The sequence below is a fragment of the Micromonospora sp. NPDC005257 genome (assembly GCF_042872445.1).
Lineage (GTDB): Bacteria > Actinomycetota > Actinomycetes > Mycobacteriales > Micromonosporaceae > Micromonospora.
On the sequence record NZ_JBIAKL010000010.1, the window covers coordinates 200,482 to 224,784 of the forward strand.

21 protein-coding genes, 1 tRNA gene and 1 other RNA gene are annotated in these 24,303 nt (G+C 71.9%); 9 read left to right on the top strand and 14 right to left on the bottom strand.

All coding sequences use genetic code 11. The features are described from left to right. Nucleotides 1-101: 101 nt before the first annotated feature. Nucleotides 102-2,279 carry a DUF4153 domain-containing protein gene (locus ACFYO8_RS22115; protein ID WP_387188958.1) on the top strand — a complete coding sequence of 726 codons (2,178 nt, stop codon included), beginning with the start codon at nucleotides 102-104 and terminating at the stop codon, nucleotides 2,277-2,279. 35 nt (nucleotides 2,280-2,314) lie between these two features. Here ACFYO8_RS22115 and ACFYO8_RS22120 read toward each other — a convergent pair whose 3' ends face one another. Both ACFYO8_RS22120 and ACFYO8_RS22125 read right to left on the bottom strand, forming a co-directional pair. Continuing rightward, complete coding sequence (locus ACFYO8_RS22120; protein WP_355096070.1) at nucleotides 2,315-2,656, bottom strand: VOC family protein; 342 nt, start codon at nucleotides 2,654-2,656, stop codon at nucleotides 2,315-2,317. Then, nucleotides 2,653-3,597, bottom strand: coding sequence for an AraC family transcriptional regulator (locus tag ACFYO8_RS22125; RefSeq protein ID WP_355096068.1), 945 nt, complete (start codon nucleotides 3,595-3,597; stop codon nucleotides 2,653-2,655). Before ACFYO8_RS22125 ends, ACFYO8_RS22120 begins: the two co-directional genes overlap by 4 nt. Nucleotides 3,598-3,668: 71 nt before the next feature. Between ACFYO8_RS22125 and ACFYO8_RS22130 the strand changes: the two genes are divergently transcribed. After that, a complete protein-coding gene (locus ACFYO8_RS22130) occupies nucleotides 3,669-4,157 on the top strand; it encodes an anthrone oxygenase family protein (protein ID WP_355096066.1) in 489 nt (162 codons plus the stop codon). A gap of 678 nt (nucleotides 4,158-4,835) precedes the next feature. On the opposite strand, the gene ACFYO8_RS22135 is transcribed toward ACFYO8_RS22130, so the two are convergent. Together ACFYO8_RS22135 and ACFYO8_RS22140 are read right to left on the bottom strand one after the other, a co-directional pair. Next, nucleotides 4,836-4,908: transfer RNA gene (locus ACFYO8_RS22135), tRNA-Ala, on the bottom strand. A 91-nt stretch (nucleotides 4,909-4,999) separates the two neighbouring features. Next, nucleotides 5,000-5,590 carry a YqgE/AlgH family protein gene (locus ACFYO8_RS22140; RefSeq protein WP_355096074.1) on the bottom strand — a complete coding sequence of 197 codons (591 nt, stop codon included), beginning with the start codon at nucleotides 5,588-5,590 and terminating at the stop codon, nucleotides 5,000-5,002. Nucleotides 5,591-5,738: 148 nt separating this feature from the next. Here ACFYO8_RS22140 and ACFYO8_RS22145 point away from each other — a divergent pair, with 148 nt between their 5' ends. Together ACFYO8_RS22145 and mdlC are read left to right on the top strand one after the other, a co-directional pair. Further along, nucleotides 5,739-6,527: an S-methyl-5'-thioadenosine phosphorylase gene (locus tag ACFYO8_RS22145; protein ID WP_387257477.1), complete on the top strand. Its 789-nt coding sequence runs from the start codon at nucleotides 5,739-5,741 to the stop codon at nucleotides 6,525-6,527. Nucleotides 6,528-6,636: 109 nt separating this feature from the next. Beyond that, the gene (gene mdlC / locus ACFYO8_RS22150) at nucleotides 6,637-8,229 is read left to right on the top strand and encodes a benzoylformate decarboxylase (protein WP_357706597.1); all 1,593 of its coding nucleotides are present in this window, start codon (nucleotides 6,637-6,639) and stop codon (nucleotides 8,227-8,229) included. A gap of 3 nt (nucleotides 8,230-8,232) precedes the next feature. On the opposite strand, the gene ACFYO8_RS22155 is transcribed toward mdlC, so the two are convergent. The 8 genes from ACFYO8_RS22155 to pruA form a co-directional block, all read right to left on the bottom strand. Beyond that, nucleotides 8,233-9,177, bottom strand: coding sequence for a hypothetical protein (locus ACFYO8_RS22155; RefSeq protein WP_357706595.1), 945 nt, complete (start codon nucleotides 9,175-9,177; stop codon nucleotides 8,233-8,235). Nucleotides 9,178-9,364: 187 nt separating this feature from the next. After that, nucleotides 9,365-9,740, bottom strand: a transfer-messenger RNA (tmRNA) gene (ssrA, locus tag ACFYO8_RS22160). A 103-nt stretch (nucleotides 9,741-9,843) separates the two neighbouring features. Beyond that, nucleotides 9,844-10,323: an SsrA-binding protein SmpB gene (gene smpB / locus ACFYO8_RS22165; RefSeq protein ID WP_013284227.1), complete on the bottom strand. Its 480-nt coding sequence runs from the start codon at nucleotides 10,321-10,323 to the stop codon at nucleotides 9,844-9,846. A 133-nt stretch (nucleotides 10,324-10,456) separates the two neighbouring features. After that, complete coding sequence (ftsX, locus tag ACFYO8_RS22170; RefSeq protein WP_387257479.1) at nucleotides 10,457-11,332, bottom strand: permease-like cell division protein FtsX; 876 nt, start codon at nucleotides 11,330-11,332, stop codon at nucleotides 10,457-10,459. A gap of 64 nt (nucleotides 11,333-11,396) precedes the next feature. Next, nucleotides 11,397-12,077, bottom strand: coding sequence for a cell division ATP-binding protein FtsE (gene ftsE, locus ACFYO8_RS22175; protein WP_013284225.1), 681 nt, complete (start codon nucleotides 12,075-12,077; stop codon nucleotides 11,397-11,399). 118 nt (nucleotides 12,078-12,195) lie between these two features. Continuing rightward, nucleotides 12,196-13,323, bottom strand: a complete 1,128-nt coding sequence (prfB, locus tag ACFYO8_RS22180) for a peptide chain release factor 2 (protein ID WP_357706591.1) — start codon at nucleotides 13,321-13,323, stop codon at nucleotides 12,196-12,198. Between the two features lie 154 nt (nucleotides 13,324-13,477). Beyond that, the gene (locus ACFYO8_RS22185) at nucleotides 13,478-13,993 is read right to left on the bottom strand and encodes a PadR family transcriptional regulator (protein WP_357706588.1); all 516 of its coding nucleotides are present in this window, start codon (nucleotides 13,991-13,993) and stop codon (nucleotides 13,478-13,480) included. Nucleotides 13,994-14,127: 134 nt separating this feature from the next. Beyond that, entirely contained in the window at nucleotides 14,128-15,756 is a 1,629-nt protein-coding gene (gene pruA, locus ACFYO8_RS22190) for an L-glutamate gamma-semialdehyde dehydrogenase (RefSeq protein ID WP_355094671.1), read from the bottom strand. Between the two features lie 375 nt (nucleotides 15,757-16,131). Between pruA and ACFYO8_RS22195 the strand changes: the two genes are divergently transcribed. After that, a complete protein-coding gene (locus ACFYO8_RS22195) occupies nucleotides 16,132-17,145 on the top strand; it encodes a hypothetical protein (protein WP_354865292.1) in 1,014 nt (337 codons plus the stop codon). Nucleotides 17,146-17,152: 7 nt separating this feature from the next. On the opposite strand, the gene ACFYO8_RS22200 is transcribed toward ACFYO8_RS22195, so the two are convergent. Next, nucleotides 17,153-17,662: a DUF6912 family protein gene (locus tag ACFYO8_RS22200; RefSeq protein ID WP_354865135.1), complete on the bottom strand. Its 510-nt coding sequence runs from the start codon at nucleotides 17,660-17,662 to the stop codon at nucleotides 17,153-17,155. 196 nt (nucleotides 17,663-17,858) lie between these two features. Between ACFYO8_RS22200 and ACFYO8_RS22205 the strand changes: the two genes are divergently transcribed. Beyond that, nucleotides 17,859-18,086 carry a helix-turn-helix domain-containing protein gene (locus tag ACFYO8_RS22205; RefSeq protein ID WP_013474124.1) on the top strand — a complete coding sequence of 76 codons (228 nt, stop codon included), beginning with the start codon at nucleotides 17,859-17,861 and terminating at the stop codon, nucleotides 18,084-18,086. A gap of 95 nt (nucleotides 18,087-18,181) precedes the next feature. Beyond that, nucleotides 18,182-18,760 (top strand): Rv3235 family protein, encoded by a 579-nt coding sequence (locus ACFYO8_RS22210; protein ID WP_354865133.1) that lies wholly within the window; start codon nucleotides 18,182-18,184, stop codon nucleotides 18,758-18,760. Between the two features lie 206 nt (nucleotides 18,761-18,966). Here ACFYO8_RS22210 and secA read toward each other — a convergent pair whose 3' ends face one another. Then, entirely contained in the window at nucleotides 18,967-21,867 is a 2,901-nt protein-coding gene (gene secA, locus ACFYO8_RS22215; RefSeq protein WP_354865131.1) for a preprotein translocase subunit SecA, read from the bottom strand. Nucleotides 21,868-22,036: 169 nt separating this feature from the next. Here secA and ACFYO8_RS22220 point away from each other — a divergent pair, with 169 nt between their 5' ends. After that, on the top strand, nucleotides 22,037-23,194 hold the full coding sequence (locus ACFYO8_RS22220) for a GNAT family N-acetyltransferase (RefSeq protein ID WP_354865129.1): 1,158 nt from the start codon (nucleotides 22,037-22,039) through the stop codon (nucleotides 23,192-23,194). Continuing rightward, the gene (locus ACFYO8_RS22225; RefSeq protein ID WP_354865127.1) at nucleotides 23,191-24,297 is read left to right on the top strand and encodes a GNAT family N-acetyltransferase; all 1,107 of its coding nucleotides are present in this window, start codon (nucleotides 23,191-23,193) and stop codon (nucleotides 24,295-24,297) included. The genes ACFYO8_RS22220 and ACFYO8_RS22225 overlap by 4 nt, the downstream gene beginning before the upstream one ends. The last annotated feature ends 6 nt before the right edge of the window (nucleotides 24,298-24,303 follow it).

The following is a 24,303-nucleotide window of genomic DNA, read 5'->3' on the forward strand; positions in this document are numbered from 1 at the left end:
CGCCGATCGGCCGGGGCGACGTGACCGAACGGACAACCGGGGCGGCGGGGCGCGTGTGGTGGGCCCTACAGTGACGAAACCCTGTGATCGAGGAGTCTCCCTTGCCCGAGCCGGAACCGTCCCCCGAGCCGACCCGCGCCACCCTGGCGGACGGTCCCGCGACGGGCGACGTCCCCGCCCTCGCGCAGCCGTACCTGCTGGTCCTGCCCACCGTGGAGGGCGCTCCCCCGCCGGTGCCCTGGCCGGGCGCCGAGGGGCAGCCCGGCTGGGCCATTCCGGTCAGCGTGCCGCCCGGCACCCAGGGGTACGCCTTGTTCGTCCCGCTGGTCCCGGCACCCGGCCGGCCTGCGGCGACCGGCCAACCGGCGGTGGCGGTGCCCGCCCAGGCCGCCGCGCCCGCCGCCGAACGCTCTCCGGTGGAGAGCGCGTCACCGTCCATCCCGGATGCCGACGCGGCGACCCCGGCCACCGCGGGTGCGGTCGGCGCGGTGCCGGCCGTCCCGGGTGCTCCCCCGGGCACGCCACCGGCTTCCGCCCCGCCCGGCGTCCCGCAGGCCCCTGCCGCCAGCCCGTCCGGCGCCCCTCGGACTCCTGCGGCTTCCCCTGGTGCACCGCCGGCCTCCGGGTCGTCGGCCGCTCCGGGGGCGCAGAGCGCTCCGGGCACGCCGCCCCCGCAGGGCGGTGGGCCGACGCCCGCGCCGCCGCACCCCGGCATGGCGTGGGGTGGGCACCCGCAGGCGCCGGTGTGGGCGCCGCGCCCTCCGGTGCCGCGGACCTCGTTCCTCGGCGCGCGGTGGCCCGGCCCGAAGACGGCGACCGGTCGGGCCGTGCCGCTCGCGGTGCTGGCCGCCGCGCTCGGCAGCGCGGTATTCGTGCCGCTGGGCCGCGTCGGCGTCGGCTGGTTCCTGGGGTGGCTCACGCTCACGCTCGCGGTAGGGCTGGCGGTCCGGTCCAGGGCCACGGATCTGCCCCGCGCCGACAAGCTCATCCGGGCCGGTTGGGCGGTGGCCGCCCTGGCCCTGATCGCCGTGCCGGCGTTTCGCAACGCCTGGTGGCTGGTGACGTTCTGTGTGCTCGGCGCGCTCGGCTGCGCCACCCTCGCGATCATCGGCGGGCGGCTGGTGCGCTCGATCCTGTTCGGCCTGGTGGCCACGCCGTTCGCGGCGTTGCGGGGCCTGCCCTGGGTACGCCGGCACGTCACCGCCTCGCCGCAGCAGGCGACCGTGCGCAAGGTGACCGTCTCGGTGGTCGCCACCGTGGTGGTGCTCGTGGTCTTCGGCAGCCTGCTCGCGTCTGCCGACGCGGCCTTCTCCGAGGCGCTCGGCTCGCTCGTCCCCGAGATCAACATCGGTACGGTGTTCGGCTGGCTGTTCCTGGCCGTGGTGGGCGGCCTGATCGCTGTCGCCGCGCTCTACACGCTCGCCGCCCCACCCGACCTTTCCCCGGTGGACCGGGCCGGTGCGCGCCGTCTCGGCCTGCTGGAGTGGGCCCCGGCCATCGGTGCCCTCACGCTGTTGTTCGCCGGGTTCGTGGTGGTGCAGTTCACCACGCTCTTCGGCGGGCAGCGGCACGTGCAGCGGGTCGCCGGGCTCAGCTACGCCGAGTACGCGCGCAGCGGCTTCTGGCAGTTGCTGTTCGTCACGCTGCTGACCGTTGCCGTGCTGGGTGGGGTGAGCCGCTGGGCACGCCGGGAGCAGCCGGCCGAGCGGATCCTGCTGCGTGTCCTGCTCGGGCTGATCAGCGCGCTGAGCGTGGTGATCGTGGCATCGGCGCTGTCCCGCATGTGGACGTACCAGAAGGTCTACAGCTTCACCGGCGAGCGGATCTTCGTGATGGCGTTCGAGATGCTGCTCGGCACGGTCTTCCTGATGATCCTCGCGGCGGGCGTGAAGTGGCGGGGCCGGTGGATTCCCGGCACCACGCTCGCGCTGGCTGTGGCGATGCTGCTCGGCCTGGCCGTGCTCAACCCCGAGGACTACGTCGCCCGCCGCAACACGCTGCGCTACGAGCAGACCGGCAAGATCGACGCGTGGTACCTGCGGGCGCTGTCCGCCGACGCCACGCCGGCGCTCGCCAAGCTCCCCGATCCGGTACGCCGGTGCACGCTGAGCTGGATCGCCGACGACCTCGCCGAGCCGGACCCCTGGTACGCCTGGAACCTGGGCCGCCAGCGCGCCCGGAAGGCGCTTGAGGAGGTCGGCCCGCAGGCGATCGGCGGCCAGAAGGACTGCCGCCGGGCCGACCAGTTCGACCTGCCGAAGACGCGGCGCCCCCGCTGACCTCGCCGGCCGGGCCGCGGATCACCGCGGCCCGGTCAGGCCGGGCCGCCGCCGAAGCCGATCTCGTTGCCGTCCGGGTCGTGGAAGATCACCTTGCGGACGCCGTTGTCGTAGGTCTCCCGCGTGGCCGGCTCCAGCCCGCGGGCGGCGATCGCCGCGACACGGGAGTCGAAGTCTTCGACGAAGATTGTCTGCATGGCGTGACCGGCGTGGCCGGGCCGCACCTCAATGTAGAGGCAGCGGTGCTCCGCCAGCTCCCACACCGCCTCGTGGTCGTTGGGCAGGAACTGCGGCGGGGCGCCGAGCAGTCGCTCGTACCAGGCCGTCGACACGGCGAGATCACTGATCGGGACGCCGGCGAACAGGTCGACAGTCATCCGGCCAATCTAGCCGCGTCGACGTGCCCGCGCGGGCTCACGCCGTACCGGCGCTTGAACGCCGTACTCAGGGCGAACGAGCTGCCGTAGCCGACCCGGCGGGCCACCGCTCCCACTGTGGCGCCGGGCTCGCGGAGCAGGTCGGCCGCGAGCGCCAGCCGCCAACCCGTCAGATACGACATGGGCGGCTCGCCGACCAGCGCGGTGAAGCGCCGGGCCAACGCCGCCCGCGACAGCCCCACCTCGGCGGCGAGCGACGCCACCGTCCACGGCCGGCCCGGCTCGTGGTGCAGCATCCGCAGCGCGCGGCCGACCACCGGATCGGCGTACGCCAGGTACCAGGCGGGCGCGGCGGCGCCCGGCCGGGCGAACCACTCCCGCAGCGCGGCGATGAGCAGCAGGTCGAGCAGGCGGTCGAGCACCGCCTCCTGGCCGGGGTCGTCCTTGACGATCTCGGCGGCCAGCAGCGGCACCAGCGGCGTGTCCCACGACTCGCGCCGGACCACCGCGAGCGGCGGCAGCGCGTCCAGCAGCCGCCTCCCGACAGTGCCCCGCACCGGGTACGTGCCGGTGAGCAGCACGGTCCGGCCGTCCGGCCCGTTGCCCCAGGTGCGTACGCCCCACCGCGTCATCGCGAACAGCTCGCGTCCGTCGGGTGTGGTGCAGCGCTGGCCCGGGTGCACTACCACCTGCGGCGCCGTGGCCGGGTCGTCCGCCACGGTGTACGGGGCCGGGCCGCGCACGATCGCCACGTCACCGGAGGTCAGTCGCGCGGCGTGGCCCTCCTCCGGCACGATCCAGCCGTCCCCGCGCACCACGGCGACCAGTGTGAGCGGGGCCTCGTCCCGGATCAGCATCGACCAGGGCGGGGTGAGGATCGAGCGCAGCAGGAAGGCGCCCCGGGCCCGGGGGCCGTCGAGCAGGCCGGAGACGGCGTCCACGGAGACGATTGAACACAGGATCGCGCGTTCTGACCATGGGCCGTCTCACCGCGCGGCGGTTCGATGAGGACATGCGACTCGTACAACTTCTGGCGCTGGTCGGCGCGACAGTCGGGGCCGGGCTGATGGCGGGCCTGTTCGCCGCGTTCGCCTACGCCGTGATGCCGGCGCTGCGCGGCGCGGACGACCACACGTTCGTGGACGCGATGCAGCGCGTCAACGTCACCATCGTCAACGGCTGGTTCCTGCTGGCGTTCCTGGGTACGCCAGTGCTCGCAGCGCTCGCGGCGGTGCTGGCGTGGCGCGGGTCGGCCCGGCCGGCGCTGCCGTGGATCGTCGCCGGGCTCGCCCTGTACCTGGTGATGTTCGTCGTCACCGTGGCGGTTAACGTGCCGTTGAACGACGCGCTCGCGGCGGCCGAAGCGGCCGATGTGGCTGCGGCACGCGAGCGCTTCGAGTCCGCCTGGGTCACCTGGAACGTGGTCCGGACGCTGGCGAGCACGGCCGGTTTCGGCGCGTTGTGCTGGGCGCTGGTGCTCGCGGGCCGGGTGGTCGGTTGAGTGGTTTCCAGCCGGTTGAGGGCGTTCCATCGGCCGGGTTGGCCGGGCTCGCCGCGGCTTCGGCAGGGGTGGACCGCGTAGTTCGGCGGTCCACCCCTCGACTGTTCCAAGCACCACCCACACGAACCAAGCGGCCGACGAGCAAGTTCAGGCAGGGCTGATGTCTGACGACAGCTTGGAACACCAGACGGCGTACGCGCACCCGGACGACCACCGGCCAGGCATCGACCGGCACGTCCGCGAGAGTCCGCTGTTGACGCCCATGCACCGTCCTGATCGACGCGGTCACTTCGCAGTCCCCGGCCCAGATGACCTCCACAGTCCGCGAGGATCAGATCGCCACTAGACGGATTTTCCGGGCAGCGCCAGCTCTCACTTAACCCGAAGGGGGACATTTCCCCTTCCGAAAGGCAAGCCCAAAAAGCCACATTCAACAGGTTTCCCCGTCGAATATGCGAACACCTTCAGGCGTGATCACGCTTCACATTTTCCGCTCTCGCCAGCATCTGCACCGCGAGCGACACAAAACACCAGGTAGGGCACGGCCTGGACCCGGTTGTCGATCTTGCTGGCCGGGTGGGAGTGTGGGGCGCAGCTGTGAGCAAGTTTGTGACCAAAAGATCATAAAAAGCGGCACCTCTCGATGAGAAGTGCCGCTTGACCTGCACAAACACAAGGTGGAGCCGAGGGGACTCGAACCCCTGACCCCCACACTGCCAGTGTGGTGCGCTACCAGCTGCGCCACGGCCCCTTGCGTTCGCGCCCGGTCGCCCGGGCACGGGAAGAACTATACACACGCCGCCCCGCATGGTCATCTCGCGGGGGTCCCCCACCGAGGGGGGTCAGTTCAGCGCCACATCCGGCGGGAAGTGGGCGACCGCCGCCATCATGCCGCCCTGCCGGCGCAGCACCATCGGCCAGAGATCATCCGGCCGGTCGACGAAGGCGTCGCCGGGCAGCGCGTCGAACACGAACCAGGAGCCCTCCTCGATCTCGCGCTCGACCTGCCCTGCGCCCCAGCCGGAGTAGCCGGCGAACACCCGGATGCCGCCGACGGCCTCGCGCAGCTTCTCCGGGTCGACCGAGAGGTCGATGGTGCCGACCGCGCCGGAGACGCGGTGGAAGCCCTTGACCGGCCGGACCGGGTGCCGCATCCGAGCCAGGCAGATGGCCGAGTCGGGTTGCACCGGGCCGCCCTCGAACAGCACCGCCGGGTCGCCGGCCAGGTCGCTCCAGTCGCCGAGCACGTCGGCCACCGATACCTCGGTGGCGCGGTTCAGCACCACCCCGAGGGCGCCGCCGGGTTCGTGGGCGACGAGCAGCACGACCGTACGGTCGAAGTTCGGATCCTTGAGCCCTGGTGCCGCGACCAGCAGTCGTCCGGTCATCGTCTCCATGGCCCGGCCACCGATCGCCTGCCCCTCACCCTGCATGTCCGACACCCGTCAGCCGTGCGCCCGTACGGGCCCGAGGCCGTCGACCGTCCACCCTGTCAACGCCATGTCACGCACCATAGCCTGCGTCCGGCCCGCTGGTTAAGGTCTGACGGCGGGTGATCGCGACGGATCGAGGGAGGGCCGGATGGCGGCGCAGGCCGAACTGGCGGTGATCGGCGGGTCGGGTCTCTACGCCCTGCTCGACGGCGCGGAGCACGTGGTGGACACCCCGTACGGCGCACCGTCGGGCCCGATCACGGTCGCCGAGGTGGGCGGCCGGCGGGTGGCGTTCCTGCCCCGCCACGGGCGCGATCACAGGTACCCGCCGCACCTGATCCCGTACCGGGCGAACCTGTGGGCGCTGCGGTCGCTCGGCGTACGCCAGGTGCTGGCGCCCTGCGCGGTCGGCGGGCTGCGGCCGGAGCTGGGTCCGGGGACGTTCGTGGTGCCGGACCAGTTGATCGACCGCACCAGCGGGCGCGTGCAGACCTACTACGACCGGGGCGCGGTGCACGTGTCGTTCGCCGACCCGTACTGCCCGGCCGGGCGGCGCACGCTGCTGGACACGGCGGCCGGGCGCGGCGTGCCGGCGGTGGACGGCGGAACGGTGGTCGTGGTCGAGGGTCCGCGCTTCTCGACCCGGGCGGAGTCGCGCTGGTTCGCCTCGATGGGCGGCACGATCGTCAACATGACCGGCCACCCGGAGGCGGTCCTGGCCCGCGAGCTGGCGCTCTGCTACACGTCGATCGCGCTGGTCAGGGACCTGGACGCGGGCGAGTCGGTCACCCACGAGGAGGTGTTCCGGGTCTTCGCGGAGAACACGGACCGGCTGCGTGGGCTGCTGCTGGACGCCGTCGCGGCACTGCCCGCCGAGCGGGACTGCCGGTGCGGGAGCGCGCTGGACGGGATCAAGCTGCCGTTCCCGCTACCCTGAGCACGGGAAGCGCCCGAAAAGTCGGCTTCGGCCCGATAGATTCGGCTGGTCGGGAGACTGGGCACCGGGCCGGCTCCGGCATCCGCGTGCGGAACGGAGGCGGCCGGCCATGGCGACGGTGCGGGAGGCGACCTACGACCTGCTGCGCGCGCTCGGCCTGACCACCGTCTTCGGCAACCCCGGCTCGACCGAGGAGCCGTTCCTCGCCGACTTCCCGGACGACTTCCACTACGTGCACGCGCTCCAGGAGGCGTCGGCGGTCGCCATGGCCGACGGCTACGCCCAGGGCACCGGCCGGCCCGCGCACGTCAACCTGCACACCGCGCCGGGCACCGGCAACGGCATGGGCAACCTGGTCACCGCCTGGCACAACCGGACCCCGCTGATCGTCAGCGCCGGCCAGCAGACCCGCGAGATGCTGCTGATCGAGCCGCGCCTGGCCAGCCCTCGGGCGGTCGAGCTGGCCCAGCCGTACGTCAAGTGGGCCCACGAGCCGGCCCGCGCGCAGGACATCCCGGCGGCCTTCATGCGGGCGTACGCCTCGGCGGTGCAGCCACCGGCCGGGCCGGTGTTCCTCTCGCTGCCGATGGACGACTGGGACCGTCCGGCCGACCCGCCGCCGCAGGTGCGTACCGTCGCCACCCGGATCGCGGCGGACCCGGACCGGCTGCGGGGCTTCGCCGACGTGCTGGCCGCCGCCCGCGCCCCGGCGCTGGTGCTCGGCGCGGCGGTGGACCGGTCGGACGCCTGGCCCGAGGCGGTGGCGCTGGCCGAGCACCTGGCCGCCCCGGTCTGGGCCGCCCCGGCGCCGGAGCGGGCGGTGTTCCCCGAGCGCCACCCGCACTTCCGGGGCGTGCTGCCGTACGCGATCGGGCCGCTGTCGGAGACGCTGCGCGGCCACGACGTGGTGCTCGTGGTGGGCGCCCCGGTGTTCCGCTACTACCCGTACGTGCCGGGCGACTACCTGCCCGGCGACACGCGGCTGCTGCACGTCACCGACGATCCGGACGAGGCGGCCCGCGCGCCGGTCGGGGAGAGCCTGCTCGGCGACGCCGGGTTGACCATGGCCGCGCTGCGCGAGCTGCTGCCGGCGGCCGGCCGGGCGGCACCGTCAGCGCGCCAGCGGCCGGCCCCGCCCGAGCCGGCCGACCCGCCGAGCGCCGACGCGCTGTTCGCCGCGCTGGCTGACGCGTGGCCGGCGGACGGGGTGCTGGTGCAGGAGTCGCCGTCCAACCTGGCCGCGCTGCGCCGCCGGCTGCCGATCGAGCGGCCGCGCTCGTACCTGACGATGGCCAGCGGCGGACTCGGGTTCGGCCTGCCGGCGGCGGTCGGCATGGCGCTCGCCGAACGCGACACCGGGCGTGGCCGCCCGGTGGTCGCGGTGGTCGGCGACGGCTCGTTCCACTACTCGGTGCAGACGCTGTGGACGGCGGCGCGGCTGCGGCTGCCGCTCGCCGTCGTGGTGCCGGTGAACCAGCAGTACGCGATCCTCAAGGCGTTCGCCGACCTGAAGCACACCCCGGGCGTGCCCGCGCTGGACCTGCCCGGGCTCGACGTGACGGCGGTGGCGCACGGCTACGGCTGCGCCGGTGAGGCGACCACGCTGGACGGGCTCGGTGCGGCGCTGGGCGCCGCGCTGGCCGCGGACCGGCCGACGGTGCTGCCGGTGGCGATCAGCACCGAGGTGCCGCGGATCCTGTGAGCCTCAGCCGGGCCGGACGGTCAGCGGGGCGCCGCTGCCGGCGTCGAGCACGACGCGCCCGCCCACCGGCGCGGTGAGCGTGACGCTGACCGGCTTCAGCATGAGCGCCAGTGTGCAGGGGCCCGTGGGCGGGACCACGGCACCGCCGATCACCACCGCGTCCGGGCGTTCCAGCACCAGCGGGGTGGGCGGACCGTCGCAGGCGCCGACGCCGAGCACGTAGTCGATGCGGTTGCCCTCGACCGCCCGTAGCTGCTGCGCGGACACCAGACCCGCCGGGAGCGGCTTACCGGGCACCGCGCCGCCGGGGGCCCGGCCGGTCACGCGAGGTGCGACAGCCACCCGGGCCACCGGTACGGCCAGCTCGTCCACAGTGAACAGCCAGGCGGGCACCTCGGCGCGGCCCCGGCTGGTCCACACCGGCGCGCTGCCCAGCCGCAGCTCGGTCACGGTGAGCGGGAGGCACGGGTTCGGCGCCGACGTGGAGACCGGGTCGTTCGGGCCCGGCCGGCCGGTCGGTGCCGGATCGGGTGCGGCCGGGCGCCCGTCGCAGGGCGGCGGGTCGCCCTGGTCCAGTTGCGCGTACGCGTCGGCGGCGCTGACCAGCGGCACCCGCAGCGTGCCGTCGGGGAACCGGATCGTGCCGTCCTTCGGCACGTCAGCCGGGATCGGGATCTGGTCTCGGAACCAGCCGGCCCCGAACGCCACCTTCGTCTCGTCGGTGAAGCCCGGGTCGCCGGCCAGCACTGTGGCGTCCTGGAGCGGCACGTACCCGTCGCGCCAGCCCGGCCCGGGCCGCCAGCCCGCTGCGACCTCCTGCGCCCGCTCGGTGAACGCGGACCGCTGGTCCGGGCCGGCCGACGGGGCCACCCCCGGATCGGCGCCGGGCGAGGCGCAGGCGGAGAGGGCCAGCAACGGGATCCCGAGCAGGGCGAGCACGCGACGCATACCGCTTGGACGCGTGCCCGTCCCGGCCGGTTCCCCGGGCTCGGTCCTCGTCGCCGACGGTGGCCGGCGCCCGCCCGAGGGCGCGCAGGTCGCCGGAGGCTGCCTCACCCTCGGCTGTCCCGATCGCATCGAGCGCCTCAGACGGCTGTGCCCCCCGGTCCGAGTGGACCGGGGCGCACAGGCCGTGTCGTGGAGGTGCCGGGAATCGAACCCGGGTCCTTCGCCGGTTTGTCAGGGCTTCTCCGAGCGCAGCTCGCTATGCCTCTACTCGGCCCCACCGCTCACGCGAGCAAGTTGGTGTGACGGGCCCAGTCGCTGATTAATCTCGCCGCACGGACCCCGCGACCGGGTCCGGTTGGCCAGCCTTCTAGCTGATGCCGGCTAACTGGGTCGAAGGCGCTCCCAGGCCGACAGACTTGCTACTCGCCTCAGGCGGCGAGAGCGAAGTCAGCGCGATTGTTCTTGGCGCTTATTGGTTTCCGACGACCGATTCTCGAGACGACGTCGGCTTCCTCGGCTCGCTTCCCCTGTCGCTGCGTACGAAGTCGAAACCAGTCACCCCCTCGTAGCGCTGCCCCTGTCGGCAGCACACCAAGCCTAACGCCTGGCGCAACCGGTTTCATCCCGAGGCCCACTTGACGCGGGATACCGGACGAACCGGACGTATCACTCAGCCATGCCCTTGCCTCGCCGGCCCACCGCCCGGGCGATCTCCCGGTCGGCGTCCCGCTTGGCGAGGTCCTGGCGCTTGTCGTACGACTTCTTACCCCGGGCCAGGCCGATCTCCACCTTGGCCCAGCCGTCGGAGAAGTAGACCTGCAACGGCACCAGCGTCAGGCCGCTCTCCTTGAGCTTGCCCAGCAGCCGGTCGATCTCCAGCCGGTTGAGCAGCAACTTGCGGGTGCGCCGGGGCTCGTGGTTGGTCCAGGTGCCCTGGGCGTACTCCGGGATGTGCATGGCGTGCAGGTAGATCTCGCCGTCGCGCTCCTGGGCGAACGCGTCCACGAGCGACGCCCGCCCGGCCCGCAGCGACTTCACCTCGGTGCCGGTGAGCGCCATGCCCGCCTCGTACGTGTCGAGGATGGCGTAGTCGTGGCGTGCCTTCTTGTTGGAGGCGACCACCTTGCGACCCTTTTCCCGTGGCATCGGCGCCACCCCCTTCCTGATCGACTCACCGGCCACCGGCCGGCGAGCGGAGATCATGCTACCGGAACCACAAGGGCCCTCCCGCGCCGTTTATTCCGGCGCGGGAGGGCCCTTGGCAGAGCCGTACGGGCGACTAGACCCGCAGGTAGAAGCGGAGCGTGACCCAGGCGGTGACCGCGCTGACCACGCCACCGACGGCTGCCATCAGCGGGAAGGTCAGGAAGATCTCGGACCAGGAGATCGGGGTGATCAGGCCCTCCAGGGAGGCCATCGAGCTGCCGGCCGCCACCACCTTCACCCCGATCAACGCGAGCAGGCCGAGGATGGAACCGAACAGACCGGCCACCACCGCCTCCAGCACGAACGGCGCCTGGATGAACCAGTTCGACGCGCCGACCAGCTTCATGACCGCCACCTCACGCCGCTTGCTGTACGCGGCGACCTGGATGGTGTTCGCGACGAGCAGCAGGGCGGCGATGGCCATCACGGTGGCGATCGCGAGCGCTCCGTTCTGGAAGCCGCTCAGCACGCCGAAGACCTTGTCGAGCAGCTTGCTCTGGTCGACGATCGTGTCGATGCCCTCGGTGGCCTTGTACTTGTCGTAGATCGCCTTGTACTGCTCCGGGTCGTTCAGCTTGACCCGGTACGACTCGGGAAGCTGATCCGGCTTGACGGCGCTGACCAGGTCCGGGGCGTCGGCGTACATCTGCTGGAAGCGCTCGTACGCCTGCTCCTTGTTGACGTACGTCGAGTCCTTGACCAGCGGGTCCTGACCGAGCTGCTGGCCCAGCGCGTCGACCTGTTCCTTGGTGGCATCGGTCTTCAGGAAGATCGAGACCTCGACGTTCTCGTAGTAGAGGTCCTTCATGTCGCCGACCTTCTGGTAAAGAAGGCCGCTGCCGCCCAGCATGAACAGCGACACCGCCAATGTGATGATCATGGCGATGGTCATCGTGACGTTGCGCCACAGCCCGACCAGTACTTCGGACAGGACGTACTTCATCCGCATCGGGATATCCTCCGGCTCTCCGGCGTGAGGTTTCGTCGTCAGGGTCTACGGAACGTCGTCCGGCTCAGCCGTAGACGCCGCGGGCCTGGTCGCGCACGATGCGGCCACTCTCGATCTCGATGACCCGGCGCCGCATCTGGTTCACGATGTTGGAGTCGTGCGTGACCATCACGACCGTCGTACCGGTGCGGTTGATCCGGTCCAGCAGGCGCATGATCTCGATCGAGGTGTCCGGGTCCAGGTTTCCGGTCGGCTCGTCCGCCAGCAGGATCAGCGGCCGGTTGACGAACGCCCGTGCCACCGCGACACGCTGCTGCTCACCACCGGACAGCTCGTGCGGGTAGCGGTGCTCCTTGCCGCCGAGACCGACCAGCTCCAGCACCTCCGGCACAACCCGGCGGGCGACCGCCTTCGTCTTACCGATCACCTCCAGCGCGAACGCCACGTTCTCGTACGCGGTGCGGTTCGGCAGCAACCGGAAGTCCTGGAAGACGCAGCCGATGGAACGCCGGAAGTGGGGTCGCTTCCAGGAACGCATCGAGGTGACGTCCTTGCCGTTGACGACGACCCGACCCTTGTTGGGTGTGACCTCGTGCAGCAGCAACTTGATGATGGTGGACTTGCCGGAGCCGGATGGACCGATGAAGAAGACGAACTCGCCCTTCTCGATCGAGACGGACACGTTGTCGAGCGAAGGCCGGGACGCCTTCGGGTACGTCTTCGTCACTTGCTCAAGCTGAATCACGGGTCGGTAGTCTACGCGGTGTAACCGCAGAGCCAAGCCCCACGCCCCGCCGAAGCGGTGCGCGTCATCGATTTACCCGGTCAACACGAGATCGATGACGCGCTGCGTCCGACCGTGATCACGCACCGTCAGCGGCGAGTTGTTGCTGCTGCTGCTTCCGCCAGCGGATTCCCGCCTCGATGAAGCTGTCCAGCTCACCGTCGAAGACCGAGGACGGATTGCCCGTCTCCTGTTCGGTACGCAGATCCTTCACCATCTGATACGGGTGCAGGACGTACGAGCGCATCTGGTCGCCCCAGGAGCTGGTGCTGCCGGTCTTCAGGCCGGCCAGCTTCGCCTCCTCCTCCTGCCGCTTGCGCTCCAGCAGCCGGGCCTGGAGCACTCGCATCGCGGAGGCCTTGTTCTGCAGCTGGGACTTCTCGTTCTGGCAGGTCACCACGATCCCGGTGGGGATGTGGGTCAGCCGCACCGCCGAGTCGGTGGTGTTGACGCTCTGCCCACCCGGCCCGGACGACCGGTAGACGTCCACCCGGACCTCGTTCTCCGGGATGTCGATGTGGTCGGTCTGCTCGGTGACCGGCAGGACCTCGACACCGGCGAAGCTGGTCTGCCGGCGGCCCTGGTTGTCGAACGGGCTGATCCGCACCAGCCGGTGCGTGCCGGACTCCACGCTCAGCGTGCCGTAGGCGTAGGGCACCTTCACCGTGAACGTGGCCGACTTCAGGCCCGCCTCCTCGGCGTAGGAGGTCTCGTAGACCTCAGTCGGGTAGCCGTGCCGCTCGGCCCAGCGCAGGTACATCCGCAGCAGCATCTCGGCGAAGTCGGCGGCGTCCACTCCACCGGCGCCGGCCCGGATCGCGACGAGCGCCTCCCGCGAGTCGTACTCGCCGGAGAGCAGCGTGCGGACCTCCATCTCCTGGATGGCCTTGGTCAGCCCGGCGATCTCCGACTCGACCTCGGTCAGCACGCCCGGGTCGGACTCGGCCTGGGCGAGCTCCAGCAGCACGCCGGCGTCGTCGAGCTGGGAGCGCAGGTCACCGAGCTTGGTGATCTCGCCGTTGACGTACGAGAGCTGCGACGTCACCTGCTGCGCCTTGGCCTGGTCGTCCCAGAGGTCGGGCGCGGAGGCCTCCTGCTCCAGCCGGGCCTTCTGCTCGCGCAGCTTGCCGAGGTCGAGCACGGCCTCGATGTTGCGCAGCGTGGAGTCGAGTTCCTTGAGCTGTTCGGCGTAATCGGCAGCGGTCACGACAGACAAGACTACCGGCGCGTGCGAGGAGTGAGCTTGCGAGCCCCGCAGTCACGCGCAGAAAGTCGGCGCTGCGCATGCGAGGAATGAGCTTGCGAGCCCCGCGTCACGTGCGAAAAGTCAGCCGCCCGGTGCCGCGAGTTTGCCGCAGGTGTCAGCCGACCGGTGCCGTCTTCAGCCAGGACAGCGCCGCCTTGTGGTAGGCGACGGCGAACTCCAACGCGCTGGCGTCGTAGCTGTCGCCTTCCTTCCTGGCGTTCTTGACCTGCTCGCGCACCGCCGCCAGCGCCTCGGTGTGGTACTCGTTCGCCGTGGCGTACAGGTTCTTGAGCTGGCTCGCCGAGTGCAGGCCGCCGAACGCGATCCGTAGCGCTATCGGGTTACGGATGGTGTCCTTGCCGGGATTCTCCGCCAGCCAGCGGGAGAATGTCCGTTTGCCGGCCGCCGTCAGCGCATACGGCTGGCTCATCCGCGGCCCGGGCTTGCCGAGTCGCACCAGACCCTTCTCGGCCAGGACCGGCAGCTCCCGGTAGACCTGACTGCGGGTCATCGACCAGTACGGCGCCAGACGGCGCTCAGCGGCGGCCATCAACTGGCCGCCAGTCATCGGTCCGTCGTGCAGCAGGCCGAGCAGGGCTGCTGCCGTCGGGTTGACTCCGGATTCCGCCATGCCCTCTAAGCTGCCACTTTGTCGGCTCTGGCGTCCAGGATTTGCTCATTTCGGCACCTGATGACCGGTCCGATGTGCACTGTCGGATGAGGAAGAGGGCCCGCCCCGGACGGAACGGGCCCTCTGAAGGCGTCTCAGCCCATGTGCGGGTAGGCGTGATCGGTCGCCGGGACGAACGTCTCCTTGATCGTCCGGGGCGACATCCAGCGGACCAGGTTGTGCCAGGAACCCGCCTTGTCGTTGGTGCCGCTGGCCCGGGCGCCGCCGAACGGCTGCTGCCCGACCACCGCGCCGGTCGGCTTGTCGTTGATGTAGAAGTTGCCCGCGGCGTACCGCATCTTCTCCGCCACCTGGTCGATCACCCGGCGGTCGGTCGCGAAGATCGAGCCGGTCAGCGCGTACGGCGCGATCGACTCGGCCTGGGCGACCACCTCGTCGAAGCGGGCGTCGTCGAAGACGTGCACGCCGAGGATCGGCCCGAAGTACTCGGTGGTGAACGTCTCGTGCGCGGCGTCGGAGCACTCGAAGAGCGTCGGGCGGACGAAGTAGCCGACCGAGTCGTCGGCGGTGCCGCCGGCGAGGATCCGGCAGGAGTCGTCGCCCTTGATCAGCTCCAGCGCTGCGGTGTGCCGGCCGAACGCCTTGTCGTCGATCACCGCGCCGCCGAAGTTGCTGAAGTCGGCCACGTCGCCGTAGGTCAGCGAGTCGGCGGTGGCGGCGAGGCGGTCGCGCAGCCCACCCTCCCAGATCGACCGCGGGACGTACGCCCGGGAGGCGGCCGAGCACTTCTGGCCCTGGTACTCGTAGGCGCCCCGGATCAGCGCGGTGTGCAACGCGTCCACGTCGGCGCTGGTGTGCGCGACCACGAAGTCCTTGCCGCCGGTCTCGCCGACCAGCCGGGGGTAGCCCCGGTAGCGGGCGATGTTGTCGCCGACGGTCTTCCACAGGTGCTGGAACACCTTCGTCGAGCCGGTGAAGTGGATGCCGGCCAGGTCCGGGTCGGCCAGCACGACCTCGGAGACCTCCTCGCCGCGCCCGGTGACCATGTTGATCACACCGGGCGGCAGGCCGGCGGCCTCGAACAGGCGCATGGTGAAGTGCGCCGCGAACTGCTGCGTCGGGGACGGCTTCCAGACCACCGTGTTGCCGAGCATGGCCGGCGCGGACGGCAGGTTGCCGGCGATCGCGGTGAAGTTGAACGGGGTGATCGCGTAGACGAACCCCTCCAGCGGCCGGTGGTCGAGGCGGTTCCAGACCCCGGGCGAGGACAGCGGCTGCTCGGCCAGGAGCCGGCCGGCGAAGTGCACGTTGAACCGAAGGAAGTCGATCAGCTCGCAGGCCGAGTCGATCTCGGCCTGGACCGGAGTCTTGGACTGGCCGAGCATGGTGGCCGCGTTGAGCGTGTCCCGCCAGGGGCCGGCCAGCAGGTCGGCGGCGCGCAGGAAGATGGCGGCCCGCTCCTCGAACGGCAGCGCGCGCCACATCGGCGCGGCGTCCTTGGCGGCCTGGACCGCGGCGCGGGCGTCGTCGTGGGTGGCGTGCCCGGTGACGCCGAGGAGGTGCGCGTGCTTGTGCGGCTGCACCACGTCGATCGACGCGCCGCCGGCCATCCGCCGCTCACCGGCGATCGTCATCGGCAGCTCGATCCGCTCGGCGGCTAGATCGGCCAGCCTCCGCTGGAGACGCTCCCGGTCGGCGCTGCCGGGCTCGTAGGTGTGTACCGGCTCGTTGAGGGGCTCGGGTACGGAGAACACGGCGTCCATCACAGGCTCCTGGCGATCTCGACGGCGACGGCGAAACCGGACCCGCGGGCGCCGGCCGGCGGCCGGACGCCGGACACCGCGGGGTGAGGCGGCGGCGGGACCCGGCCCCGATTCTGTCACGAGATGCGCCCGCGGGCCGCGTCTCCCAGGCACACCGGACAACCCCGCTGTCTTCGGACCTTCGGCCGCCGCCCACCCGCGACCGATGAAACATCGGAGTACGGGATGACACGTCGTTGATCCTTCGGCGCGCTCTGTTCCGGCGCCTGCCACGCCCGGCCCGCCCGAGGAGCGGCGGCACACCGCGTACGCTGGATGACCGGTGACCTGCCCGGCCCGGCGCGGGAAGATCCGGCGACCGTCGAAGGGAAGACGATGAGCAACCAGCCCGGCATCCCCACGGCCGCCGAGACGGATCAGCCCGAGGCCGTCGAGCCGTCGGTCGGCGCGGCGAGCACGGACGAGGCCGTCGCGGCCGGGCGTCCGGAGTTCGCCCCGGGCGCCCTCGTGCTCGCCCTGGTCTCGACCGGATGGCTGGCCGCCATGCTCTGGTCCACCCGGGAGGCGATCCACTCGACAGCCGCCGGCGTCACCGCGATCAGCCTTTCCGCGTACGCGTTGCCGGGCGTCATCACCGCGGCGCTTGTCACCGGCGCCACCGTCGCCCTGCTCGCGACCAACCGGCTGGGCCGCGCCACGCTCCGTTTCCTGGCCGCCGTCGGCGCCGGCCTCCTGGTCGGGCTCGTCGCCGCCGTGGCGATCAACCTGACGTACGCGGACAACGCCACCACGAACACCATCGCCGGCACCACGGCGGCAGCCGCGATCATCGGCGGGGCGATGGCCGGCGCGCGCCAGGCCCGGGTGGTGGGGGCGATCACGCTCGCGACGCTCACCGCGCAGATCTTCGTGGTGCTGTTCAGCCGTGCCCGCGACCCCCTCTCCGACCTGTTCGGCGCCGGGGAGACGCAGCAGTCGGTGCTGGACGCCGCGAAGTGGGTCTCGCGTACCGAGTCGCTGCTCGCCGGACTGCTCGCCGGCCTGGCCGCGTACCTCTATCTGACCTGGTCCCGCCGCCGGGCGGAGCGTCGCGACGGCGCGGCGTCGCCGCTGCGCTGGCCGGCGTACCTGGTTGCCGGCGCCGGCGCGGGCCTGCTCCTCCTGCTCACCGAGGTGATCATCCGGATCGGCGGGCGCGGGCTGCTCGACCTGGCCGCCGCGCTCAGCGAGGCCGACGAGGTGGCGCAGACCGCGCTGGGCACCTCGCGGGTGGACAACGGCATCTGGGTGCTCTTCGTGGGCGCGCTGACCACGCTCATCGTCTTCGGCCGCACGCTCGGCCCGCGGCCGGTGGACGACGACGAGGACGAGGACGAGCCGGCGGCCTGAACCGCCGTCAGCCGGCCGCGCGCAGCAGCAGGTCCAGTTCGGTCACGTCGTACCACTCCAGTTCGTGGTCCTCGGCGCTGTCGACGGTGAACTGCGCGTCCGGGTCGCCGGCCTGGGCCTCCACCACCATGTCGACGGCCGCGGCCACGTCCTCGACCGCGTCCGCGCCGTCCACGTGCAGCGCGGCGACCGACTTGACGGGCACCGGTCCGGCCGGCTGGACCACACTCGATCCCAGCTCGCCGCCGACCCGCCCGACCGCCCGGGCCGGCAGGTCGGCCGAGACCACCACCCGCCGCCGGGGCGCGGCGGGATCGTGCCGGAGCAGGAGCAGCGCTTCCTGGGCGGCGCGGGTGAACGCGACGTACTCCAGTTCCTCCTCGTCGCCCTCGGCGTACCACTCGCGCAGCTCCGGGGTCACGGCGTGCGCCGCCTCGGCGCTCAGCCCCTCCTCGCGCAGCCGGGCGAGCATGGGGACGGTCGCCGGCAGGTACACCCGGACAAGATCGTCGGTCACGGCTCACTCCCACACTCAGGCCGATCGTCGGCGGGCGCCGACTCCGGGCGCCGATCATGCCGTACGCCGAGACCGTCATACACCCGGCACCGGCGCGGGGTGAAGTCTCCCGCCGGTGTGTCTCCCGAACGGGCACCCGGCGGTGTCACCCGGTGATGGCAAACTGAAGCAAACGAAACCAACCCCGGGAGTCACCGTGGAATCGAGGTTCCTGCTGCTGTCCGACGTCGCCGCCGAGCTGAACGTCTCGGACTCGCAGGTCTACCACATGGTCCGCAGCGGCGAGCTGCCCGCGATCAAGATCGGTGGCCGGGGCCAGTGGCGGGTCGAGCGCGCCCGGCTGGAGGAATACATCGAGCGCAAGTACGCCGAGACCGCCGAGTGGGTACGCGGCAACCCGCTCGGCGAGCGCGACGAGGAGTGACCGCCCGCCGACCGTGCGCCATTGACGCCGGTCGTACGAGTCCGAGAAGATGAGAGCCTGTCGGAGGCAAACGGAAGCAAACGCAAGGATTCGAGATGGTCGACACCCGCCGTCCCCACGCACCCCGCCCGCCGGTCCGTCTCCGGCCCGCCCCGCCGCTCGATCCGCCGTGCACCGACGAGGAGCCGCTCTGGAGTCCCGCCGGTCAGCTCATGCTCGACCTGGCCGATCCGCGGCACCGTGCCGCCGCGCGCCCGCCCGGCCGCGCCCCTGACCCGGCACCAGCGTGGCCACGCTGGTCGGGCACACCCGCATCAGCCCTCGCCTCCGCCACGCCCGAGGGAACGCGGGCGGCGCACCGGTTCGTGCGCACCTTCCTGGAGATCGTGAACGGCTTCCGGCCACCCGGCCAGCTCCGGCCGCTCTGCGTGCCCGAGGCGGCCGGTCCGGTGTCGGTCGAGCTGACCCGCGCCGCCCGCCGGGTGACGCCGGTCCGCCGCCGTACCGCCCGGCCGGCGCTGCTGCTGCGGCGCCTGCGGGTCTGCGAGCCCCGCCCGGGCGCGGTCGAGGCCACCGCCGTGTTCGCCGGCGTCGGGGGCACGAGCTGGGCGGTAGCGGTACGCCTGGAACGCCGCCGAGGCGCCTGGCTGTGCCTCGTCCTGGACGTCCTCTGAGCACTCGTTCTCTCGACGTCGTGGCGCCCCCCTCGACGCGCCGCGCCCTCACCTGCGCCGATCTTGCACTTGCCGCCCTCCGATACCGGCATGAATCGGTCACGACGGGGGCCACAAGTGCAAGATCGCGGAACAGGAAGGCGGGAGGGCGACGGGGACGGCGACGGGCCCCGGCCGGGAGGCCGGGGCCCGTCGGGGCGTTTCGGTCAGTTGCCGCCGTTGGGGGAGCCGTGGCAGCGCTTGTACTTGCGGCCCGAGCCACACGGGCAGGGCGCGTTACGAGACGGGCCCTCGCCGCCGTCGACCTGGCCCGGCGTTGCCCGCCGGGCGGTGCTCGCGGCGACCGCCTGGCCGCTCGCCCCGGCCGGCGCACGGCGCGGCGTGGTGGCGGCCGGGCGCTCCGAGGACTGCTGGCCGATGCCGAGCGCCGGAGCCTGCTGCTCGGGCCGCTCGATCACCGGGGCGCCCCGGCCGGCCTCGCCGTCCACCGACGGTGCGGAGTATTGCAGGCCCTGCTGCTGCGGCGCGCGGTTGAGACCCTTGGCCCGGATCTCCACCGGCTTCTCCAGCAGTGCCACCTCCTCAGCCTCCGGCTCCGCCTCCTCGACCTGCACCTCCAGGTTGTAGAGGAAGCCGACCGTCTCCTCCTTGATGCCGTCCATCATGGAGGCGAACATGTCGAAGCCCTCGCGCTGGTACTCGATGACCGGGTCGCGCTGGGCGTACGCCCGCAGGCTGATGCCCTCCTGGAGGTAGTCCATCTCGTAGAGGTGCTCGCGCCACTTACGGTCGATCACCTGGAGCAGGACCATGCGCTCGAGCTGGCGCACCGCCTCCTCGCCGAGGTTCTCCTCACGCCTGTCGTACGCGGCGTGCGCGTCCTCCTTGAGGCGGGCGAGCAGGAAGTCCTGGTCGATGCCGGAGCGGGAGCCGACCTCCTCCTCCAGCTCCTCGACGGTGACGCCGACCGGGTAGAGCTGCTTCAGGCTCGACCAGAGCTGGTCGAGATCCCAGTCCTCGGCGTAGCCGTCGCTCGTCGCCCCGACCACGTACGCGGTCACGACGTCGTCGATCATGTTGCGGACCTGCTCGGACAGGTCCTCGCCGTTGAGCACCCGGAGGCGCTCGGCGTAGATCACCTGGCGCTGCTTGTTCAGCACCTCGTCGTACTTGAGGACGTTCTTGCGGATCTCGGCGTTCTGGCCCTCGATCTGGGCCTGGGCGCTCCTGATCTGGCGGGTGACCATCTTCGACTCGATGGGCACGTCCTCCGGGATGTTGAAGCGGTCCATCACCGCCTCGACCGCGCCGGCCCGGAAGCGCTTCATCAGCTCGTCCTGCAGCGACAGGTAGAAGCGGGACTCGCCCGGGTCACCCTGCCGGCCGGCGCGACCGCGCAGCTGGTTGTCGATCCGGCGGGACTCGTGCCGCTCGGTGCCCAGCACGTAGAGCCCACCGGCGGCGGCCACCTCCTCCGCCTCGGTGTCGCACGCCTGCTTCCAGGTCGGAAGGATCTCCTCCAGCGCCTTGGCGTACTCCTCCGGCTGCTCGACCGGGTCGAGCCCGCGCTGGCGCAGCTCGTTCGCGGCGAGGAACTCGGGGTTGCCGCCGAGCAGGATGTCAGTACCACGGCCGGCCATGTTGGTCGCGACGGTGACCGCGCCCTTGCGCCCGGCCTGGGCGACGATCTCCGCCTCCTTGGCGTGGAACTTCGCGTTCAGCACCGAGTGCGGGATGCCGCGGCGGCGCAGCATGTGCGACAGGATCTCGGAGTTCTCCACCGAGACGGTGCCGACCAGCACCGGCTGGCCCTGCTGGTGCCGTTCGGCGATGTCCTCGACGACGGCGTTGAACTTGGCCTTCTCGGTCTTGTAGATGACGTCGGGCCGGTCGAGCCGGACCATCGGCCGGTGCGTCGGGATGGTCACGACGCCGACCTTGTAGACCTTGTTGAACTCGCCCGCCTCGGTCTGGGCGGTACCGGTCATGCCGGAGAGCTTCTCGTAGAGGCGGAAGTAGTTCTGGAGGGTGATGGTGGCCAGGGTCTGGTTCTCCTGCTTGATCTCCACCCCCTCCTTGGCCTCGATCGCCTGGTGCATGCCCTCGTTGTAGCGGCGGCCGTGCAGGATGCGGCCGGTGAACTCGTCGACGATCAGGACCTCACCGTCGTTGACGATGTAGTCCTTGTCGCGCTTGTAGAGCTCCTTGGCCTTGATCGCGTTGTTGAGGTAGCCGACGAGCGGGGTGTTCACCGACTCGTAGAGGTTGTCGATGCCGAGGCGGTCCTCCACCTTGGCCACGCCGCGCTCGGTGATCGCGATGGTCCGCTTGGCGTAGTCGACCTCGTAGTCGCCCTCGCCGTCGGTGCCGGGCTGGAGCCGGGCCACCACGGTGGCGAACTCCTGGTACCACCGGGCGGAGTGCTCGGCCGGACCGGAGATGATCAGCGGGGTACGCGCCTCGTCGATCAGGATCGAGTCGACCTCGTCGACCACGGCGAAGAAGTGGCCGCGCTGGACCAGTTCCTCCTTCGACCAGGCCATGTTGTCGCGCAGGTAGTCGAAGCCGAACTCGTTGTTCGTGCCGTAGGTGATGTCGCACTCGTAGGCCGCGCGGTGCTCGGTGGCGGGCCGGTTGGGCAGCACCACGCCGACGCGCAGGCCGAGGAACTCGTGGACGCGGCCCATCCAGGCGGCGTCGCGCTCGGCCAGGTAGTCGTTCACCGTGATCACGTGCACGCCCTTGCCGCCGAGCGCGTTCAGGTAGACCGGCATGACCGAGGTGAGCGTCTTGCCCTCACCGGTCTTCATCTCGGCGATGTTGCCGAAGTGCAGCGCCGCGCCACCCATCACCTGGACGTCGTAGGGGCGCTGGCCGAGCACCCGCGAGGCGGCTTCCCGGCACACCGCGAACGCCTCGGGCAGCAGGTCGTCGAGGGTCTCGCCGTCCTCGAGCCGCTCCTTGAACTGGTCGGTCATGCCGCGCAGCTCGTCGTCGCTGAGGTCGACGTAGTCGTCCTCGATCGAGTTGACGGCGGCAGCGATGGCCTTCAGCCGACGCACCATGCGGCCCTCGCCGGCGCGAAGGAACTTTTCCAGAATCGACACGGATCAACGCTCCCCTAGACGGTCTCGAACCATCGTAGGCGCTCCGACGCGACGATGGTCACTGGTGGCGGCGGTCCGGGCTCCGGAACCCGACATAACGCCGCGACCGTGCGCCACCGGCTGCTAATCGGGTTACGCCGTGCGCGAACGATCCGGCACGATGGCTCGAATGGAGCCTGTGGAGATCATCGAGGACGGCCTGCTGCTGCGCCCGTGGCGCGCGGAGGACGCAGACGCGGTGCACCGCGCCTGCCAGGATCCGGACATCCAGCGCTGGACCACCGTACCTCGCCCGTACCTGCCGGAGCACGCGACCGAGTCCGTCACCACGACCAGCGCCACCGCCTGGGCCGAGGGCACCGGGGCGCAGTTCGCGGTCTGCGACGCCGGCACCGGTGAGCTGCTCGCTTCGATCGGCCTGGACTCCATCGACCGCACGCTGGATTCGGCGGAGGTGGGCTACTGGACCGCGCCGTGGGCCCGGGGCCGGGGCGTCGCGGTCCGCGCCACCCGCGCGCTGGCCCGCTGGGCGTTCGACGCCCTCAAGCTACGCCGGCTCATCTGGCAGGCCGAGATCGGCAACCACGCCTCCCGGCTGGTCGCGCTGCGCGCCGGCTTCCGGATCGACGGTGAGCTGCGGCTGGCCCATCCCAGCCCCGGCGGCCGTCCGGAGGGCTGGATCGGCTCGCTGCTCCCCGGCGAGGTCGCCGCGGCGGGTGAGCCGATCCCCTACGGCCCGGACACGCTCCAGGCCCGCCGAGCGGCCGTCTTCGGCCGGCCGCAGCCGGTCCTGTTCGCCACCGCCGGGGACACCGAACTGCGGCTGCGCGCGCCGGAGGAACGCGACCTGCCCGAGGTGACGCGTACCTGCCAGGACGAGCAGACCGTCCGCTGGACCACGGTGCCGCACCCGTACCGGTCGGAGCACGCCGAGGGCTACCTGCGCGACCTGGTCCGCCCGGCCTGGGCGCGGGGCACCGCCGTGATGTTCGCCGTGGCCGACCCGGACGACCGCTACGTCGCCTCGGTCGACCTGCGCCTGCTGCCGGGCGATCCGCTGGTCGCCGACGTGGGCTACATGACCGCGCCGCACGCCCGCGGCCGGGGTTACCTGCCGGCCGCGCTTGCCGCCGTGTGCGCCTGGGGCTTCACCACGCTCGGCCTGGCCCGGGTCGAGTGGCGGGCGAACGTGGGCAACACCGCCTCCCGGCGGGCCGCCGAGAAGGCCGGCTTCACCGTCGAGGGCACGCTGCGCGACGGCATCCAGCACCGCGGCGAGCGGCAGGACGTGTGGATCGGCGGCCTGCTGCCGGGCGACCTGACGTGACGCCGGAGACGATCGAGGGGTACGGCGTACGACTTCGGACGTGCCACCTCGGCGACGTGCCAGACATGGTGGCCGGGTGCGGCGACCCGGAGATCCGCCGGTTCATGCCCCAGCTGCCCGATCCGTACGACGCCGACGCCGCCAGGTGGTGGATCACCGAGGGAGCCCCTGCCGCATGGGCGGCGGGCGGTGCCGCGTACACGATCGCCGACCCGGCGTCCGACCGGCTGCTCGGCAGCATCGGGCTGACCCGGCTCAGCGCGGAGCGGGCGATCTGCGAAATCGGCTACTGGGTGGGACGGTGGGCCCAGGGGCGGGGGGTGGCCACAGCGGCGACCCGCTTGCTGAGCGAGCGGGCGTTCGCCGCCGGGACGGCCCGGCTGGAACTGCTCACCCGCGCCGACAACGTGGCGAGCCAGCACATCGCGCTCGCCTGCGGCTACCGGCACGAGGGGGTACGCCGGGCCGCGGGCGCGGACGGCGACGGCAGACGCCAGGACCTGATCGCCTGGGCGCGGCTGGCCGACGACCCGCCCGGCCCGGTCGCCCGGCTGCTGCCCGACCTGCCGGACGGCCGGCTCACCGACGGTGTGGTGACGCTGCGCCCGGTGGAGCCGGCGGACACCGACGCACTGTACCGGCTGCACACGCTGCCGGAGGTGGTGGCGAACCGGGTGCCGCCGGTGTCGCCGGAGCGGGCGGCGCTCGCGCGCCGCTGCCGGCTGGCGGCGAGCCGCTGGCTGGCGGGCGAGGCCGCCGACCTGGCGATCCTCGACGCGGCCACCGGCGTTGTCGTCGGCGGCTGCGCGCTGTTCTACGACGAGCCGGCCACCGGGCAGGCCATGCTCGGCTACAGCCTGCTGCCCGAGGCGCGCGGGCGCGGGCTGGCGGCCCGCACGGTCCGGCTGGTCTCCGCATGGGCGTTCGGCATCGGGGTGGCCCGGCTCTGGGCCGGCACCCGGCCGGACAACATCGCCTCGCAGCGGGTCCTGGAACGTGCCGGCTTCCGGCGGGAAGGGCTGCTTCGCGGCCGGCTGCCCGGCCCGGAGGGCACCCGCGTCGACTCGGTGGTCTACGGCCGGCTGTCCACCGACGAGAGCTGAGGACGG